This window comes from Parvibaculum sedimenti, from assembly GCF_009184905.1.
Taxonomy (GTDB): domain Bacteria; phylum Pseudomonadota; class Alphaproteobacteria; order Parvibaculales; family Parvibaculaceae; genus Parvibaculum; species Parvibaculum sedimenti.
The window spans coordinates 189,137-206,859 of the sequence record NZ_WESC01000002.1 but is presented as its reverse complement, the minus strand read 5'-3'; the positions used below and the strand labels follow the sequence as shown (position 1 = coordinate 206,859).

General features: G+C 61.6%; 17 protein-coding genes. 12 read left to right on the top strand and 5 right to left on the bottom strand.

Going from position 1 to position 17,723, the window contains the following annotated elements:
• Positions 1 to 12: 12 nt before the first annotated feature.
• A complete protein-coding gene (locus F2P47_RS02795) occupies positions 13 to 408 on the top strand; it encodes a GFA family protein (RefSeq protein ID WP_152214635.1) in 396 nt (131 codons plus the stop codon).
• Positions 409 to 411: 3 nt separating this feature from the next.
• Here F2P47_RS02795 and F2P47_RS02790 read toward each other — a convergent pair whose 3' ends face one another.
• Entirely contained in the window at positions 412 to 942 is a 531-nt protein-coding gene (locus F2P47_RS02790; RefSeq protein ID WP_152214634.1) for a hypothetical protein, read from the bottom strand.
• Between the two features lie 271 nt (positions 943 to 1,213).
• Here F2P47_RS02790 and F2P47_RS02785 point away from each other — a divergent pair, with 271 nt between their 5' ends.
• From F2P47_RS02785 to arsB, 4 genes are read left to right on the top strand one after another with little or no spacing between them, the layout of a single operon-like run.
• Complete coding sequence (locus F2P47_RS02785) at positions 1,214 to 1,573, top strand: ArsR/SmtB family transcription factor (protein ID WP_152214633.1); 360 nt, start codon at positions 1,214 to 1,216, stop codon at positions 1,571 to 1,573.
• Positions 1,573 to 2,061 carry an ArsI/CadI family heavy metal resistance metalloenzyme gene (locus F2P47_RS02780; protein ID WP_152214632.1) on the top strand — a complete coding sequence of 163 codons (489 nt, stop codon included), beginning with the start codon at positions 1,573 to 1,575 and terminating at the stop codon, positions 2,059 to 2,061. The genes F2P47_RS02785 and F2P47_RS02780 overlap by 1 nt, the downstream gene beginning before the upstream one ends.
• Before the next feature lie 5 nt (positions 2,062 to 2,066).
• The gene (locus F2P47_RS02775; protein WP_152214631.1) at positions 2,067 to 2,579 is read left to right on the top strand and encodes an arsenate reductase ArsC; all 513 of its coding nucleotides are present in this window, start codon (positions 2,067 to 2,069) and stop codon (positions 2,577 to 2,579) included.
• A complete protein-coding gene (gene arsB / locus F2P47_RS02770; RefSeq protein ID WP_152214630.1) occupies positions 2,579 to 3,631 on the top strand; it encodes an ACR3 family arsenite efflux transporter in 1,053 nt (350 codons plus the stop codon). Before F2P47_RS02775 ends, arsB begins: the two co-directional genes overlap by 1 nt.
• A 55-nt stretch (positions 3,632 to 3,686) precedes the next feature.
• On the opposite strand, the gene F2P47_RS17575 is transcribed toward arsB, so the two are convergent.
• Entirely contained in the window at positions 3,687 to 3,947 is a 261-nt protein-coding gene (locus F2P47_RS17575) for a hypothetical protein (RefSeq protein ID WP_185680912.1), read from the bottom strand.
• Positions 3,948 to 4,352: 405 nt separating this feature from the next.
• On the opposite strand from F2P47_RS17575, the gene zapE reads away from it, so the two are divergent.
• Positions 4,353 to 5,471 (top strand): cell division protein ZapE, encoded by a 1,119-nt coding sequence (gene zapE, locus F2P47_RS02760; protein WP_185680927.1) that lies wholly within the window; start codon positions 4,353 to 4,355, stop codon positions 5,469 to 5,471.
• Positions 5,472 to 5,474: 3 nt separating this feature from the next.
• Here the strand turns inward: zapE and F2P47_RS02755 are convergent, their stop codons facing one another.
• Together F2P47_RS02755 and F2P47_RS02750 are read right to left on the bottom strand one after the other, a co-directional pair.
• Positions 5,475 to 6,131, bottom strand: coding sequence for an O-methyltransferase (locus tag F2P47_RS02755; protein WP_152214629.1), 657 nt, complete (start codon positions 6,129 to 6,131; stop codon positions 5,475 to 5,477).
• Positions 6,132 to 6,145: 14 nt separating this feature from the next.
• Positions 6,146 to 6,706: a PadR family transcriptional regulator gene (locus F2P47_RS02750; protein WP_246176705.1), complete on the bottom strand. Its 561-nt coding sequence runs from the start codon at positions 6,704 to 6,706 to the stop codon at positions 6,146 to 6,148.
• A 416-nt stretch (positions 6,707 to 7,122) separates the two neighbouring features.
• Here F2P47_RS02750 and mdh point away from each other — a divergent pair, with 416 nt between their 5' ends.
• The 3 genes from mdh to F2P47_RS02735 all read left to right on the top strand — a co-directional run bounded on the left by mdh (position 7,123) and on the right by F2P47_RS02735 (position 10,171).
• A complete protein-coding gene (mdh, locus tag F2P47_RS02745) occupies positions 7,123 to 8,115 on the top strand; it encodes a malate dehydrogenase (protein ID WP_152214628.1) in 993 nt (330 codons plus the stop codon).
• Positions 8,116 to 8,254: 139 nt separating this feature from the next.
• Positions 8,255 to 8,884 carry a beta/gamma crystallin-related protein gene (locus F2P47_RS02740; RefSeq protein ID WP_185680911.1) on the top strand — a complete coding sequence of 210 codons (630 nt, stop codon included), beginning with the start codon at positions 8,255 to 8,257 and terminating at the stop codon, positions 8,882 to 8,884.
• Positions 8,885 to 9,016: 132 nt separating this feature from the next.
• Positions 9,017 to 10,171: an MBL fold metallo-hydrolase gene (locus F2P47_RS02735; protein WP_185680910.1), complete on the top strand. Its 1,155-nt coding sequence runs from the start codon at positions 9,017 to 9,019 to the stop codon at positions 10,169 to 10,171.
• Between the two features lie 21 nt (positions 10,172 to 10,192).
• Here the strand turns inward: F2P47_RS02735 and F2P47_RS02730 are convergent, their stop codons facing one another.
• The gene (locus F2P47_RS02730) at positions 10,193 to 12,169 is read right to left on the bottom strand and encodes an LTA synthase family protein (RefSeq protein ID WP_185680909.1); all 1,977 of its coding nucleotides are present in this window, start codon (positions 12,167 to 12,169) and stop codon (positions 10,193 to 10,195) included.
• 427 nt (positions 12,170 to 12,596) lie between these two features.
• On the opposite strand from F2P47_RS02730, the gene sucC reads away from it, so the two are divergent.
• The 3 genes from sucC (at position 12,597) to F2P47_RS02715 (ending at position 17,719) form a co-directional block, all read left to right on the top strand.
• Entirely contained in the window at positions 12,597 to 13,766 is a 1,170-nt protein-coding gene (gene sucC, locus F2P47_RS02725) for an ADP-forming succinate--CoA ligase subunit beta (protein ID WP_152214624.1), read from the top strand.
• Positions 13,767 to 14,645: a succinate--CoA ligase subunit alpha gene (gene sucD / locus F2P47_RS02720; protein ID WP_152214623.1), complete on the top strand. Its 879-nt coding sequence runs from the start codon at positions 13,767 to 13,769 to the stop codon at positions 14,643 to 14,645.
• Between the two features lie 134 nt (positions 14,646 to 14,779).
• The gene (locus F2P47_RS02715) at positions 14,780 to 17,719 is read left to right on the top strand and encodes a 2-oxoglutarate dehydrogenase E1 component (RefSeq protein ID WP_152214622.1); all 2,940 of its coding nucleotides are present in this window, start codon (positions 14,780 to 14,782) and stop codon (positions 17,717 to 17,719) included.
• Positions 17,720 to 17,723: the final 4 nt, after the last annotated feature.

Here is a 17,723-nt window from a genome sequence, read left to right as displayed (position 1 = left end):
CATAATCCACGCATGAGCGAAAGACACTGGCATAAGGGCGCCTGCCACTGCGGCGCCGTCACATTCGAGGTCGAGGCACCGGACGACGTCGTGATCGACGATTGCAATTGCTCGATCTGTGCGAAGACGGGTTTCCTGCATCTCATCGTGTCGGCCTCGCGCTTCCGCATTTTGTCGGGCGAGGACAAGCTCACCGCCTACACCTTCAACACGGGTACGGCGAAGCACCTCTTCTGCTCTGTCTGCGGCGTCAAACCCTTTTATGTGCCGCGCTCCAATCCGGATGGCTGGAGCGTCAATTTCCGCTGCCTCGACCGCGCGGAGTTCGGCCATGTCGAAATCCGTCCTTTCGACGGCGGGAACTGGGAAGCGAACGGCGCCTCGCTCGCGCATCTGAGCAAGGACTAGCGCTCACTCCTTCACATACTCATTGTCCGGCGCGGAATATTCGACCAGCGCCGCCATGGCGCGTTTGAGGTCGGCATAGGTCGAGAAGGCGCAGTCATTGCCGCTCGGTGTGATGTTGAACGTCTCGCGGCTCTGGCCGTGTTTCGCGGCAACACGGGCGAAGTCGCTGCAATTGGGCGAGTAGCGCAGCCAGCCGTCGCCCTTTCTGCGGAAGAGCCCATACATCACCGCATCGTCGGGCTTCTCGCCGCGGCCAAGCGCGATGAAGTCACCATTGCCGATATCGTCCATCAACCCGGCCACCGGGTCCTCGCCATCGACCGTATAGAGATAGTCCGCGCCTTTGCGCGTGATGGTGACATGGCGTGGCGCGTCGCCGATGCGCTTGCCGTTTTCGTCGAGCTTGTAGACAGCGAAGCGGCTGCCGGCCGCAATCGGGTAGTCGGCCTCGGCGGGGCCGAAGAGGGGCGCCTTGCTGATGAAGCAGGCGGTGAGCAGCAGGCAGGTAGCCAGGGCGGTGGCAAGGCGGAGCATGTGAAATCCTCCCGAATGTTCGGTTCCATGCTGCACCCGGACGGCGCTTTACGCAAAGGCGGCGGGCAGACATGAAACGGCCCGCGCCTAAGGGGGGGAGACGCGGGCCGCACATTCTGTGGCTGGAGATGGGCCGGGGCGACAAGCGCAGCCGGGGCTCAGCCGAGGTGTCAACGTCAATGCCGACGATTGAAGGATTGCACGGCAAAGCTGAACCGCCGGTGAACGGGAGGGCCTTGACTCTATTTCATATTTCCACAATATTGGAAATATGAAATCAGAAGCCGCCATAGCCGCCATAGCCGCCCTGTCGGCGCTCGCCCAGGAAACCCGCCTCGCGATCTACCGCGCGCTCGTTCGTGCCCATTCCCCGAAGGAGGGGGAGGGCGGGCTTGCGGCGGGCGACATCGCCGAGGCGCTCGACGTTCCGCCCGCGACGCTTTCCTTTCATCTGAAAGAACTCGCCCATGCTGGGCTCGTGACCTCGCGGCGCGACGGGCGCTCGATCGTCTACAAGGCCGATCTTTCGGCCATGCGCGGCCTCACCGAATTCCTGCTCGAAGATTGCTGTCAGGGTGCCTGTGGCACGGTTGGCAACCGGGCAGGTCAACGCAAAAAGGAGTGTGCGTGATGAAGAGATTGCATGTGAGCTTCGGCGTCGCCGATCTTGAAAAATCAGTCGCATTCTATTCGACGCTGTTCGGCGAGGAGCCGACGGTGCGCCGTCCAGGCTATGCGAAGTGGATGCTCGAAGATCCGCGCGTCAATTTCGTCGTCGAGACGCTTTCCGGCGACAAGGGCTTTGGCCATGCCGGCATTCAGGTCGAGAGCGCGTCCGAGCTCGATCCGATTTTCGAGCGGCTGAAAGAGGCCGAAGCGCCCTATCTGCCGGAAGGCATGACGACCTGCTGCTATGCGAAGTCCGAGAAGAGCTGGACCGCCGATCCCGACGGCGTCCGCTGGGAAGCCTTCTATACGCATCATGTGATGGAGGAGTTCGGCACTGGCCCGCTGCTCGAGAAGCTCGACATGGGCGACGACGCATCGGTCTGCGGCTGCTCCGCGCCGAAGGCGGAGATAGTTGCCGCGGCGAAGCCAACGCCTTCCTGCTGTGGGTGAGTTTCATGTCGGATCAGATTTACAATGTGCTCTTTCTTTGCACGGGCAATTCCGCGCGTAGCGTCCTTGCCGAGACTTATCTCAACGCGCATGGCGCGGGGCGCTTCCGTGCTTTCAGCGCGGGAAGCCATCCGAACGGCAGGGTGAACCCCTATGCCATCGAAGTGCTGCGCTCGGCGGGCCTTCCGGTAGAGGGCCTGCGCTCAAAATCATGGGACGAGTTCGCCGTTCCCGGCGCGCCACAGATGGATTTCATCATTACTGTTTGCGACAACGCGGCGGGTGAAGTATGCCCCATATGGCCCGGCCATCCGACAAGCGCGCATTGGCCTTTCGAGGATCCGGCGGCGATGACCGGGTCGGAAGATGCGATCAGGCGCAAATTCGTCGACGTTTTCATGCAGATTCGTCGCCGCATTGATCTCTTCACGAGCTTGCCGCTCCGCAGCCTTGAGGGGATGGCGCTGAAGCGCAAGCTCGACGAACTCGGCGGAAACAGTCCAGCCGGTGCGGACTGATGGCGTTTCCTCAGGAAAAGGCGCCGTCGCGTCTCGGCTTTCTCGATCGTTATCTGACCTTCTGGATCTTCGCCGCCATGGCGGCGGGTATCGCCGTGGGAACGTTCTTCACGGGCGTTCCGGCGATGCTCGACAGGCTTTCCATAGGCTCGACGAATATTCCCATCGCCATCGGTCTCGTGCTGATGATGTATCCGCCGCTGGCGCGGGTGAAATATGAGGAGCTTCCGCGCATCTTTGAGGATCGCAAGGTTCTCGCGTTGTCGCTCATACAGAACTGGCTTATCGGTCCGGCGCTGATGTTTGCGCTGGCCGTTATCTTTCTGCGCGACGAGCCTGCCTATATGACCGGCCTCATTCTCATTGGTCTTGCGCGCTGCATCGCCATGGTTATCGTCTGGAATCAGCTGGCAAGGGGAAGCGCGGAATATGTGGCGGCTCTGGTAGCCTTCAACAGCATTTTCCAGCTCCTCTTCTTCAGTCTCTATGCGTGGTTTTTCCTGAATGTGCTGCCGCCGCTCTTCGGTCTCGAGGGGCAGGTGATCGCGGTGTCCTTCTGGCTGATCGCGGGTGCGGTGCTCGTCTATCTTGGACTGCCATTCGCGGCGGGATTTGTGACGCGGCGTATTCTCCGCCCGCGTTTTGGCGCGGATTGGTATGACGAGGTTTTCGTGCCGCGCGTCGCGCCGGTTACGCTTGTCGCGCTGCTCTTCACCATTCTCGTGATGTTTGCGCTGAAGGGCGATGCCGTGCTCGCGCTGCCGCTTGATGCGCTCCGCATCGCCGTGCCGCTATCGCTTTATTTTGTCATCATGTTCTGCATCAGCTTCGCGATGAGCAAGATGCTCGGCGCGGATTACGAGCGCACGACATCGCTCTCCTTCACGGCAGCCAGTAACAATTTCGAACTGGCAATCGCGGTTGCCATCGCGACTTTCGGTATCGCTTCGCCGGTCGCCTTTGCCACCGTTATCGGACCGTTGGTCGAAGTTCCGGTGCTGATCCTGCTCGTGCGTGTGGCGCTCCGCTGGCGCAGGAGTTTTTCAGCATAAAGAAACCCGCGCACCTTGCGGCGCGCGGGTTGCGACTGGCCAGAGGCCGTCGTTCTTACTGGGCCGGAGCGGCCGGGGTCGCCGGAGCCTGTTCGGCCGGCGCGGCCGGAGCGGTCGACTCAGCCGGAGCGGCGGGAGCCGTGGACTCAGCCGGAGCCGAGGATTCGGCCGGCGCGGGCGTCTCGGCCGGAGCCGTTTCGGTGGTCGCGGGGGCCGTCGTCTCCGTCGGGGCGGGCTTGTTCGTGAGCCTGAAGCCGACGATCACCACCAGGGCGATGACGATAACTGCAATGATGACTTTCACGGTGTTGGACATTCGAAAATTCCTCTGACCTGTTTTCTTCGGTCGGATTGGCAAAGCGGTCCGGACAAAAACGCCGGTTCCCGCCAGATCGCCCGGGACGAATCCCCGGCTGATCCAAGCGAATGCTAGTCGAATGGCTGCCAAGCGCTACTGCGAAACGACTTATGGAATGCCATTTATTTTCTGCAACGCCACAAGAAGCACATGTTTTTGTCGAAAAAAGGAACGGAGTCAGTGGATTGGCGGCCGCCTGCCTTGCCCGGCGCGCGTCTTGCAGGGTAAGTAGGGCGAGTTGAAGGCGCGGGATCGGCGGGCGTTTTCCCGCGGGCGATCGAGTGAATGGATCATGACGGCTAACGCACACGACAAACGCGTTCCTTCCGATCGGGCAACGCAGAGGCGCGGATCGTGGGCATCATGAAGGGGCCGCTCATCGTCTATCGTCAGAGGGTGGAGCACGGCGAAATTGCCGCCGATGCCGCGCAGGCGCGCGCGGCGGAACGCTTGCAGCATCTGGCCGATGAGCTCGCGCATTGGCAGCCCGGCAAGAAGGTCGGTCCGCTTGCCCGTCTCGGCTTCAGCAAGCCCGTGACGCCGCCGGAAGGCATTTACATCTGGGGCGGCGTCGGGCGCGGCAAATCGATGCTCATGGATCTCTTCTTCGAGCATGTGCGTGTGCGCCACAAGCGCCGCGTCCACTTTCATGCCTTCATGCTCGAAACGCATGAGCGCATCTTTCAGTGGCGTCAGCGCGAAAAGGCGGGCGTGGTGAAGGGCGGCGATCCCATTCCGCCCGTCGCAGAAGAGGTCGCCAGGGAAGCGGCGTTGCTCTGCTTCGACGAATTCCAGGTGCAGGATATTGCCGATGCTTCGATTCTGGGCCGGCTCTTCACGCAGCTTTTCGATCTCGGTGTCGTCGTGGTTGCGACGTCGAATATTGCGCCGGACGATCTTTATGCGGGCGGACTTAACCGCCAGCGCTTCCTCCCCTTCATCGATCTCGTGAAGGAACGCATGGATGTCGTCCATCTCGACAGCGACACCGATTATCGCCTCGATCGCATGATGGGCCTCCCGGTCTATTACTCGCCGCTCGGACCGCAATCGCGCGCGGCCATGAACCGCGCCTTCCAGAAGCTTGCGGATGTGCCACACGGTCATCCGACGACGCTGGCGCTCAAGGGACGCGCCGTCGAAGTGCCGGAAGCGGCGCATGGCGTCGCACGGTTTTCCTTCAACGATCTCTGCGCGAAGCCGCTTGGTGCCGCCGACTACATCAAGATCGCGCAGTCATTCCACGCCGTTCTTGTCGACGATGTTCCTGCGATGAGTCCGGAGCGCCGCAACGAGGCCAAGCGTTTCGTAACGCTGGTCGATGCTCTTTACGAGGCCAAGACCAAGCTCATCATCTCGGCGGCTGCCGAGCCCTCGGCGCTTTATCCCAAGGGCGATGGCGCTTTCGCCTTCGAGCGCACGGTGTCGCGGCTCATGGAAATGCAGAGCGCCGACTATCTGAGCCTGCGCGCGGCGGACTAATCCCTATTTCTTGCGGGCAAGCATGACGCCGTCGCCAATGGTGACGAGCGAGGCGTCGACGCGGGCGTCGTTCGCGATCTTCTCGTTGAGAGCGCGGATCGCGACCGTGTCCTTGTCATTGATCTTCAGGTCGGTCACCGCGCCGCCCCAGAGCATGTTGTCCAGGGCGATCACGCCGCCGGGTCGCAGAAGCTTCAGGCAGGCCTCGTAATAGGCATCGTAGCCTGTCTTGTCGGCATCGATGAAGGCGAAGTCGAAACTTCCTTCCTTGCCCTTGCCGATCAGCGCTTCGAGCGTATCGAGCGCGGGGGCGAGCTTCAGCTCGATGCGTTTGTCGAGGCCCGCCTCGTTCCAGTAACGCTGTGCAATGGCGGTCCATTGCTCGTTGACGTCGCAGCACAGAAGCTGGCCGCTTTTCGGCAGCGCGCGAGCAATCGCGATGGCGCTGTAGCCGGTGAAGGTGCCGATCTCGATCGCGCGCTGCGCGCCAATGGCACCGACAAGGAAGGTGAGAAACGCTCCCTGATCGGCGCCGATCTGCATCATCGCCATCGGCAGTCTGGCGGTTTCCGCACGCAGCCGCCTCTGTGCATCGGTTTCGGCGGCGATGAGGGAGGTGACATAGCCGGCAACGGCATCGGGAACGAGGGAGCGAGACATTGGTTCGTCCTTCTTCAACTACGTTCGATTTTCGCCGCGGCGACATCGATGACCTCGGCGATGGCCGCGACCTCTTCCTGCGCGAGCGTTCCCCGGTCGAAGCGCAACCTCAGCGCGGTGTGGAAGTTCTCGACAGCGCGGATGATTTCAGGCGCTGGTCCGCCACGGAAGCGGCGGCTTACCTCATCCATGCGTTTGAAGATCGCATCGACGGTTGCCTTGTTGTCGTCGAGAAAGGCGCGGCCCTCGGCTGTAAGCGTGTAGAGCTTCTTCGACCCCTCGCCGGGTGTCACGGTCGCGAAGCCCTGATCCTCGAGCATTGTCAGCGTCGGATAGACGACGCCCGGGCTCGGGGAATAATTGCCGCCGAAGGTTTCCTCTATCGCCTTGATGATGTCGTAGCCGTGGCGTGGCTCGTCCGCGATCAGCTTCAGGATGACGAAACGCAGGTCACCCTGCTCGAAGGCGCGAACACGACGGCCGCCGCGACGCTCGCCAAAACCGTAGCGATCCCGCTGGCCCCAACCGCCACGGCCGTGCTCATGCCTGTGGCCTCTCATGAAATGTCTGAACATTTTTACCTCGATGTATTTAGATATATCTTACTATCGATGAAAAGATATATCGAAACACATCGAAGTCAAGGGGTAAGTGCATGGGCAGCGCCAAGGGAAACGGCATCTTGCGAATTCCTCGCGGGGGGCTTGATGGCGGCGTGGCCGTGGTGCGCTGTAGCGATTTCCGGTTGTGCCTCCCCGGAGGGGCTTTCCGCGTCAGTCCGAAATTTGTTGTCGGCGAGACAAACGCGACAAAGGAGAGGTGCGATCCTTGCCAGTGCGGAATCGACGAATTTTCGTCGATGCTGGGCTGCCTTCATTGCGAAATGTGCTGATTCACGCTACTAGGCATCCCCGATAACCCAACCTCGCGGCGCGCGATCCGGCCGGGACGGCCGCCGATCCACCTGCAAAGACACCCGGAGGCTTTTCAAATGGCTCGGAAGAAAATCGCACTTATCGGCGGCGGTCAGATCGGTGGCACGCTTGCTCTGCTCGCGGGGCTCAAGGAGCTCGGCGACGTCGTCATCTTCGACATCGCGGAAGGCCTGCCCCAGGGCAAGGCGCTCGATCTCGCCGAAACCTCGCCCGTCGAAGGCTACAATGCAGCGCTGTCCGGCGCGAACGACTACAAGGGCATCAAGGGCGCCGATGTGGTTATCGTGACCGCCGGCGTGCCGCGCAAGCCGGGCATGAGCCGCGACGATCTTCTCGGCATCAACCTCAAGGTCATGGCGCAGGTTGGCGAAGGCATCGCGAAGTATGCGCCGAACGCCTTCGTCATCTGCATCACCAATCCGCTCGACGCGATGGTCTGGGCGCTGCGCCAGTTCTCGGGCCTGCCGCACAACAAGGTCGTCGGCATGGCCGGTGTTCTCGACTCGGCGCGCTTCCGCTACTTCCTCGCCGAAGAGTTCAAGGTCTCGGTTGAAGACGTAACGGCTTTCGTGCTCGGCGGTCATGGCGACACGATGGTTCCGCTGCCGCGCTATTCGACGGTTGCTGGCATCCCGCTCCCCGATCTCGTCAAGATGGGCTGGACGACGAAGGAAAAGCTCGACCAGATCATTCAGCGTACGCGTGACGGCGGCGCCGAGATCGTCAGCCTGCTGAAGACAGGGTCGGCCTTCTATGCGCCTGCTGCCTCCGGCATCCAGATGGCCGAAGCCTACCTCAAGGACCAGAAGCGCGTTCTGCCCTGCGCCGCCTATCTCGACGGCGAGTATGGCCAGAAGGATATCTATGTCGGCGTGCCGGTCGTGATCGGCGAGGGTGGTGTCGAGCGCATCGTCGAGATCGAGCTCAATGCCGCTGAAAAGAAGGCCTTCCAGAAGTCGGTCGACTCGGTCGTCGGCCTCATCGATGCCTGCAAGAAGATCGACCCGAGCGTCGCCAAGGGCGCCGCGCCGAAGGGCAAGAAGAAATAATCCCGAAGCTTTCGAGCTTCGCTTGCCGAACGGGCGGACAGAAATGTCCGCCCGTTTTGTTTCCGGAAAGCGGGCGCGACTTTGCGGAGCGATGTCGGCGCGTTAAGCTGGCTCACAGGACATGAGGGACGGGGAATCCATGAAATTGAAGATCGGTGCGAAGGCCCTTGCGGCAGTTGTCGTGATGGTCATGGTGCTTCCCGGCCTCGCCGAGGCACGGGGCGCTGCCGTGCTTTATCAGCATGAGAGGTTCGGCGGCGGCGCCGTCAGGATCGACCGCGACGTCCCGGACCTCGGTGAACTCGGCATCAATGATGCTGCATCGAGCATTTCGGTACGGGGCGGCGCCTGGGAGATTTGCGAGCACGTCCATTATCGCGGACGCTGCATCGTGGTCGACGGCGATGTCGCCGACTTCCGGGAGATCGGCCTCAACGACAAGGTATCGTCGATCAGGCGGGTCGACGATCGCGGTGGCTATGGTGGCGGCTATCCTTCTCCGGGGCCGCGGGATCGCGCCGGCGGCATCACGGTCTTTCAGGATTTCCGCTTCTCGGGCGGATCCATGAGCTTCAGCGGCGACGTGCCGGATCTGGGGCGGTATGGAATCAACGACCGAATCTCGAGCATCGATGTCAGTGATGGCGTCTGGGAGGTTTGTGAGCATATCCGCTATCGCGGGCGCTGCGTTACCGTCGACGGGCGCATCGCCAATCTCGACCGGATGGGTTTCAACGACAAGATTTCATCGATCAGGCGGCTTCGTTGAGCTTATCCCCGCTTCCAGAGCAGGGTGCATCATGCGGGCGGACAGAAATGTCCGCCCGCTTTCGTTTGGATACGGGCTTGATCGGCAGGTGAAAACAAATTAATGTTTACCATTAATTTAGGGGAGAGGGTCATGGGACGCAAGGCAAGGTTTGCTGCAGTGCTCGCGGCGGTCGTGGTGGCGCTGGGATTGGCGGTCTTTGCGGCCGTTTGGACAGTGCCGTCATTGCAGGACGGCATTACGAGGCGCGTCATTGCAGGTAGGCTCGCCGCGAACGACCGCGGTGCCTTGCTGACGGACAAGGGGCTCCACATCGTGCTGTGCGGCACGGGGTCGCCCATGCCGGATCCGTCGCGGGCCAATGCCTGCACAGCAGTCGTTGCGGGCGGACACATCGTCATCATCGATACAGGTCCAGGCTCCTGGGCGAAGTTCGCGCAGACGCGGTTGCCTGCCTCAGCCATCGACACCGTGCTGCTGACGCACCTCCATTCCGACCATATCGGCGCGCTCGGGGAGTTTGCGGTCCAGAGCTGGATTGCTGGACGCAAGGTGCCTCTCGAGGTTTTCGGCCCCGGGAGGCCGCAGGAGATCAAGGCGCCGCTCGATATCGAGGGCGACGCCTATGGCGTCAGCGGTACGGCGGATGTCGTGCGGGGGTTCGCGATGGCCTATGATTCGGACTCCGGCTTTCGCATCGTCCATCACGGGACGGATTATCTCGCGCCCGAAGGGGCGCGCATCATAGCGCATGAAATCCCGAAGCCGGATCTCGGCCAGTCCGTTACCGTCTTCGACAAGGATGGGCTCAAGATTTCGGCCTTTCTCGTCAATCATCATCCGGTCGAGCCGGCCATCGGCTACCGGATCGAATATCTGGGCCGCGTCGCCGTCGTCTCCGGCGACACGAAGAAGTTCGATAATGTCGCGGTATTTTCGAAGGATGCCGATCTTCTGGTGCATGAGGCGCTCAATGTCGAGATGGTGCGCAATATTGCGGCGGGGCTCGATAACGCAGGCATTCACCGTCTCGCCAAAATGGCGCGCGACACGATCAATTATCACACCTCGCCGGTCGAGGCGGCGGAGATCGCCAACGAGGCTCATGTGAAGCTTCTTGTCTATTCGCATGTCGTGCCGCCGCTTCCCAATGCCTTGATGCGGCACATATTCCTTCGCGGCGTCGACGAAGCGCGGGGCGCGGGCGATACACGGCTCGGCTATGACGGCATGATGATCACGCTGCCGACGGGGTCGCAGGAGATCTCTATTTCGGATCTTCTGTGATTTGATTTCTGTACGGATGTCTCAGGGGCGCGTGATCTGGTCGAGCGCGGGCTTCTGAGCCGGCGTGTTCTGGTTCGGTATATAGGCCGGCCATTCATCGTTCTGCGCCATGTGGTATTGATGGGCGTAGAACATGTGATGTGCGGTTTGCGTCAGTGCGATCGCCTGCTTCAGCGTTTCGGCATTTGCCGTCTCTGGCACAAGCGGCGTCAGGCCAGCCTCGAAGCTGTATCCCTTGCTCGGTGCGTCGGGCTCCAGCACCGCGACATGCCCCGGCCGCCCGAAGGCGATCGAGAAATTATGCGCGGCGGAAATCCATCCGCCATCCGGCGGTATGCGGCGAAGGTCCTTGCCGAAGAACGGATTGACGTATGAGAAGCCAAGTTCGCCCAACAGCGTCGGGATGAGGTCGATCTGTGCGCCGAGCGTGTCGATGCGCTTCGGCGCGATATGCCTGGGCGCGTAAATGATGACCGGAATGCGCATGTCCTGCAGCGGCACCTGCGCCGCGCCGTTGATCTTCTCGCTATGATCGGCGACAAAGACGAAGACCGTGTCATCGAACCAGGCGTGCTTGCGCGCGCGCTCGATGAAATCGCCATAGGCCCAGTCCGCGTAATGCGCCGAGTTTTCGCGCGCCTTGAGATCGTCGCTCCACTTCACATGCGTCTGCGGAAAGCGATAGGGGCGGTGGTTTGACACCGTCATCATGGTCAGAAGGAAGGGCTTCTGTTCCGCTGACATCTCGTCCATGCGCGAGAGAGCTTCGGTGTAGAGGTCCTCGTCCGAAACGCCCCATGCGGTGGTGAAGCTCTCATGGCGAATATCCGCCTGATCCCAGACCGGATCGAAGCCGATGCCCTTCCAGTAATTGCCCATGTTGTCGAAAACGGCGCGGCCACCGTAGAGAACGGCAGCGCGATAGCCAAAGCTCTTCAGCAGGAAGGGAAGCGAATACATGCCTTCGGACTCCGGCCGCCGCGCCGTCGAAATGCCGGGAATCGGCGCGAAGGCGGTTTCGGTCGCTTCGAGACCGCGCACGGTGCGGTCGCCAGAGGCATAGATGTTGGTGAGGAAGAGGCCTTCGCCCGAAAGCTTGTCGAGCGCGGGCGTGAGGCTCGGGCGCTTGCTGCTGTCGAGTGCCCCGACGAATTTCGAGCCGAAGGATTCATTCGTCACGATGACAATGTTGAGTTTCTTCGGGTTCTGGCCGTTCTCCACCCAGCGGCGCAGGCTGCGTGCATCCGTCTGATCGATGAAGGTCGTGTTGTCCTGAGCGACGAGCGAGCGTGCGATTTCGATCGCCTCCTTCTCGTTCATGGTCGGGTAGATGCCGTCATATTCCTGATCGTTCGAGAGGCCGGCGGCGACGAAGGTCGACCAGCCGTTCTCCGCAAGCTGGTTGATTTCACGATTGGCGCTGACGTCGCCACTCGCTGTGTGAAGCGTAAATACCGAAGCGATGGCAAGTGCGGCGGCGCCCGCATATTCCCGCAGGCGCAGCCTCTTTGCAGGCACAGCATCCACCGCGCGGCGAAGACGCATGCGCAGCGCAAGCGCGATGCCGATCGCGGCAGCGGCGACCATCGGCATGTAGAGCGCGACGTTGAAGGATTCCTGCAGGTTACCGATCACCTCGCGCGGGAACATGAGGTAGTAGAGCGCGATGCCGTTGAGGCGACTGTCGAACTCGTTCCAGAAGAACACTTCGGCGACGGCGCTGAAGACGATCAGGAAAAGAGCGAGCGTGAGTAAAGTGAGGGGCAGTGCGCGTCCGAAGCGCGACTTCCACCGTGCCCGCATATTGAGGAATGCAAGAAATGAGAGGCCGAACAGGGCGGCGACGGCCATGTCCCTGAGCGCACCCAGGCCGAAAGCGGCGGCGATGTCGGCAAGCGGCCGCTCCGCGACGGGTGTCGCGAGGAGCGTGGTCAAGACCAGGCGCAGCAGCGTGAAGGCGATGAGGGAGGCGCAACCCATAAGGGCGGCGAATTTCACGCGCGGAGAGATTGAGTGCAGCCACTGCTGCAGGCGGCCTTGAGGAGCTGACATAATCTTGATGACCGATTTTTCTTGGTGAGCCGCGCAGGCCGGGGACCGTTTCTAACGGGAGAGCTCGCCAGAATATGGGGATCGGCAAGTTTTTAAATCTAACATTTCTATCTTGGGCACAGGGATTAAATGAATTTCGCCGCCGCCGCCGAGGTCACAGATCTGCCATTGCACAAAGCTTGGGCAGCCTGCCCTAACGTCGGCGCCCAAAAATTTGTACTGAGAATTCTGTAGGTTAGCGGGTGAGATACAGTGAATCCGGATTCAGCATTTGGCTGTTGCGCCTGGCCTCGCGGGTGCTATAACTCCCCGCAAATACGATTTCCCATCGGGGCCTGCGACCTTCCGCCGCCCCTCATGCCGGACGGATCGCATGAATATCCATGAATACCAGGCCAAGGCCGTGCTCGCGAAATATGGCGTCGCGGTGCCCAAGGGCTTTCCCGCCTTTACGCCGGACGAAGCGGTGGAAGCCGCCAAGAAGCTCGGCGGCCCCGTCTATGTCGTAAAGGCCCAGATCCATGCGGGTGGGCGCGGCAAGGCCGGCGGCGTCAAGGTCGTGAAGTCGCTCGATGATGTGAAGAGCGAAGCGACGCGGCTCCTCGGCTCCACGCTGGTGACGCACCAGACGGGCCCGGCCGGCAAGCAGGTCAACCGCCTCTATATCGAGGAAGGCTCCTCAATTGCCCGCGAGCTTTATCTCTCGGTGCTCGTCGATCGCGCGACCTCGCGCATCGCTTTCATCGTGTCCACCGAAGGCGGCATGGACATCGAGGAAGTGGCGCATTCGACGCCGGAAAAGATCCTGACCTTCTCGATCGATCCGGCCTCCGGCGTTTCGAGCTTCCATGGCCGCAAGGTGGCCTTCGCACTCGGTCTCGAAGGCGATCTCAACGCCCAGGCCGTGGCGCTGGTCGACAAGCTCTACAAGGCCTTCGTCGCCGAAGACATGGCACAGCTCGAGATCAATCCGCTGGTCGTCACGGGCGACAACAAGCTCGTCTGCCTCGATGCCAAGGTCGGCTTCGACGACAACGCGCTCTACCGTCACAAGGACATCGTCGAACTCCGCGACATCACGGAAGAAGATCCGGCGGAAGTCGAGGCGTCGAAGTACGACCTCAACTACGTCAAGCTCGACGGCAAGATCGGTTGCATGGTCAACGGCGCCGGCCTCGCCATGGCGACGATGGACATCATCAAATATTACGGCTCCGAGCCCGCCAACTTCCTCGATGTGGGCGGCGGCGCGACGAAGGAAAAAGTCACGGCGGCCTTCAAGATCATTCTATCCGACAAGAATGTCGAAGGCATCCTCGTCAACATCTTCGGCGGCATCATGCGCTGCGACATCATCGCGGAAGGCGTCATCGCCGCCGCGAAGGAAGTGAGCCTGAAGGTTCCGCTGGTCGTGCGCCTCGAAGGCACGAACGTCGAACTCGGCAAGAAGATCATGGCCGAATCGGGCCTGCCCATTATTTCCGCCGACAATCTCGCCGACGCGGCCGAGAAGATCGTCAAGGCCGTGAAGGAGGCTGCGTAAATGGCTGTTCTCGTCAATTCGGAAACCAAGGTCATTACCCAGGGTTTCACCGGCAAGCAGGGCACGTTCCACTCGGAACAGGCGATCGCTTACGGCACCAAGATGGTGGGCGGCACCTCGCCGGGTAAGGGCGGCACGACGCATCTGGGCCTGCCCGTCTTCAACACGGTCGCGGAAGCGGTCGAGCGCACCGGCGCCACGGCGTCTGCCATCTATGTGCCGCCGCCCTTCGCCGCCGACGCGATCCTCGAGGCGATCGACGCAGGCATCGAGCTTGCGGTTTGCATCACCGAGGGCATCCCCGTTCTCGACATGGTCAAGGTGAAGCGCGCGCTTTCGGGTTCGAAGACGCGCCTCGTCGGCCCGAACTGCCCGGGCGTCATCACGCCGGGCCAGTGCAAGATCGGCATCATGCCGGGCCACATTCACAAGCCGGGTTCGGTCGGTATTGTTTCGCGCTCGGGCACGCTTACATATGAAGCCGTCGCCCAGACGACGGCGGCGGGCCTCGGCCAGTCGACCTGCATCGGCATCGGCGGCGACCCGGTCAATGGAACGAACTTCATCGACGCGCTCGAGATGTTCCTTGCCGACCCGCAGACGGAATCGATCATCATGATCGGTGAAATCGGCGGCACGGCCGAGGAAGAAGCTGCCGACATGATCAAGTCGTCGAAGGTGAAGAAGCCGATGGTTGGTTTCATCGCCGGCGTCACGGCCCCTCCCGGCCGCCGCATGGGTCATGCGGGCGCCATCGTCTCCGGCGGCCGCGGCACCGCGGAAGCCAAGATGGAGGCCATGAAGTCGGCCGGCATCCGGGTCTCGCCTTCGCCGGCGGCGCTCGGCACGACGCTGGTCGAGGTTCTGAAGGGGCTCTGAAGAGATTGCGGGATCGCGGCCCCGGCCGGCGATCCCGCATATAGTTGTCGAGCGTGTTGAAACTGTCCGGATCTGGTCCGGGCAACAGCCTCTCTCAATAAGGGGGTGCGAGGGCTCCTCGCACCGGACACCGAATGAGCAATGACGGCGCGAATGAGCGCTTCGAGCGGACGTCCTTCCTCTACGGAACCAACGCAGCTTTCGTCGAAGAGCTATATGCCCGCTACCAGCAGGACCCCTCGTCGGTCGATGCGGAGTGGCGCACCTTCTTCGACGGTCTCGGCGATGCGCCCGAAGATGTGCTGAAGGAGGCCAGGGGCGCCTCCTGGAAGCGGGCGGATTGGCCCGTCGCTGCCACGGGCGACCTCATTTCGGCCTTCGACGGCAACTGGGCCACGACCGAGGGCCCGATCAAGCAGAAGATCAGCGAGCGTAAGGGTGGAGCGAGCGAGGCGGAGATCCGCGCCGCGACGCTCGATTCGGTGCGCGCGCTCATGATGATCCGCGCCTATCGCATTCGCGGCCATCTCGACGCCGATGTCGATCCGCTGCAGCTTCGTCCGAAGTCGGAGCATCCCGAGCTTCAGCCGGAAAGCTACGGCTTCGGTCCTGACGATCTCGACCGTCCGATCTTCATCGACAATGTGCTCGGCCTCGAAACTGCGACCGTGCGCCAGATGCTCGACATTCTGCGCCGCACCTATTGCGGCACGATCGGCGTCGAGTTCATGCATATCGGCGATCCGGAAGAGAAGGCCTGGATCCAGGAGCGCATCGAAGGCCCGGACAAGGAAGTCACCTTCACCGAGATGGGCCGACTCGCCATTCTCGACAAGCTCATTCAGGCGGAAGGCTTCGAGCGTTTCGCGGGCATCAAATATATCGGCACCAAGCGCTTCGGCCTCGATGGCGCGGAAGCGATGATCCCGGCGCTCGAACAGATCATCAAGCGCGGCGGTAATCTCGGCGCCAAGGAAATCGTGCTCGGCATGGCGCATCGCGGGCGTCTGAACGTGCTCGTCAATGTGATGTCGAAGTCCTATCGCGCGATCTTCCACGAGTTCAAGGGCGGCTCTGCCAACCCGGAAGATGTCGACGGTTCGGGCGACGTGAAGTACCACCTCGGCGCCTCGTCAGACCGCGAGTTCGACGGCAACAAGGTGCATCTGTCGCTGACGGCAAATCCCTCGCATCTCGAAATCGTCGATCCTGTTGTGCTCGGCAAGGCGCGCGCGAAGCAGGATCAGCTTCACGACACGCAGCGCGGCTCGGTCATTCCGCTGCTCATCCATGGCGACGCGGCCTTCGCGGGCCAGGGTGTGGTTGCCGAGTGCCTGGGTCTTTCGGGCCTCAAGGGGCACCGCACGGGCGGCTCGATCCACTTCATCATCAACAACCAGATCGGCTTCACCACGAGCCCGATCTTCTCGCGCTCGTCGCCATATCCCTCTGACGTCGCGAAGATGGTGCAGGCGCCGATCTTCCATGTGAACGGCGACGATCCGGAAGCGGTCGTCCATGCGACGAAGATCGCGACGGAGTTCCGCCAGCGCTTCAACAAGCCTGTCGTCGTCGATATGTTCTGCTATCGCCGCTTCGGCCACAATGAAAGCGACGAGCCGAGCTTCACGCAGCCCCTGATGTACCAGAAGATCAGGAGCCACCCGACGACACTCGAAATCTATTCCGAGCGGCTCATCAGTCAGGGCCTCATCACAAAGGAAGAATTCGACCGGCGACAGGATGCCTTCCGGGCCGAACTCGACAAAGAGCTCGAAGCCTCGAACAGCTTCCGCCCGAACAAGGCGGACTGGCTCGACGGCCGCTGGTCGGGCCTCGGCCGGGCCGAAGGCGAGGCGCAGCGCGGCGAGACAGGTGTCGACCTCGACATTCTGCGCGACGTCGGCAAGCGCCTCACCGAGGTGCCCGACGACTTCAACGTCCACAAGACCATCCAGCGCTTCCTCGACAATCGCCGCAAGATGATCGAGACCGGAGAAGGCTTCGATTGGGGCATGGCAGAGGCGCTTGCCTTCGGCACGCTCTGCAGGGAAGGCTTCAAGGTTCGTCTCTCCGGTCAGGACTCCGAGCGCGGCACTTTCGTGCAGCGTCACTCGGTGCTCAACGATCAGGAGAACGAAGACAAGTACATTCCGCTCAACCATGTGGCGGAGAATCAGGCGCCCTACGAAGTCATCAACTCGATGCTTTCGGAAAATGCGGTGCTCGGCTTCGAATATGGCTACAGCCTTGCCGAGCCGAACGCGCTGGTGCTCTGGGAAGCGCAGTATGGCGACTTCGCCAATGGCGCCCAGGTGGTGATCGACCAGTTCATCTCGTCTGGCGAGCGCAAGTGGCTGCGCATGTCGGGTCTCGTGATGCTTCTGCCGCATGGCTATGAAGGCGCGGGCCCCGAGCATTCCTCGGCTCGTCTCGAACGCTATCTGCAGATGTGCGCCGAAGACAACATGCAGGTCGCGAACTGCACGACGCCGATGAACTACTTCCACATTCTGCGCCGTCAGATGCATCGGAAGTTCCGCAAGCCGCTCATCATCATGACGCCGAAGTCGCTGCTGCGGCACAAGCGCGTCGTGTCGAAGCTTGAGGAATTCGGACCCGACTCGACCTTCCACCGTGTACTTTGGGACGATGCGCAGCTTCTCAAGAACGAGAAGATCAAGCTCGTCAGCGACGACAAGATCAAGCGCGTCGTCATGTGCACGGGCAAGGTCTATTACGACCTCTACGAGGAGCGCGAGAAGCGCGACATCAACGATGTCTACCTCATGCGCGTCGAACAGCTCTATCCGTTCCCGGCGAAGTCGCTGATGACGGAACTGGCGCGCTTCCCCCAGGCGGAAATCGTCTGGTGCCAGGAAGAGCCGAAGAACATGGGCGCATGGACCTTCATGGAGCCCAATATCGAATGGGTGCTGGGGCAGGTCGGCGCGCGTTACCGCCGTCCGCGCTACACGGGCAGACCCGCCTCCGCGGCAACGGCGGTCGGCCTTGCGAGCAAGCATCTCCAGCAACTGAATCAGCTTCTGTCGGACGCGTTGCAGATCGACTGAGACT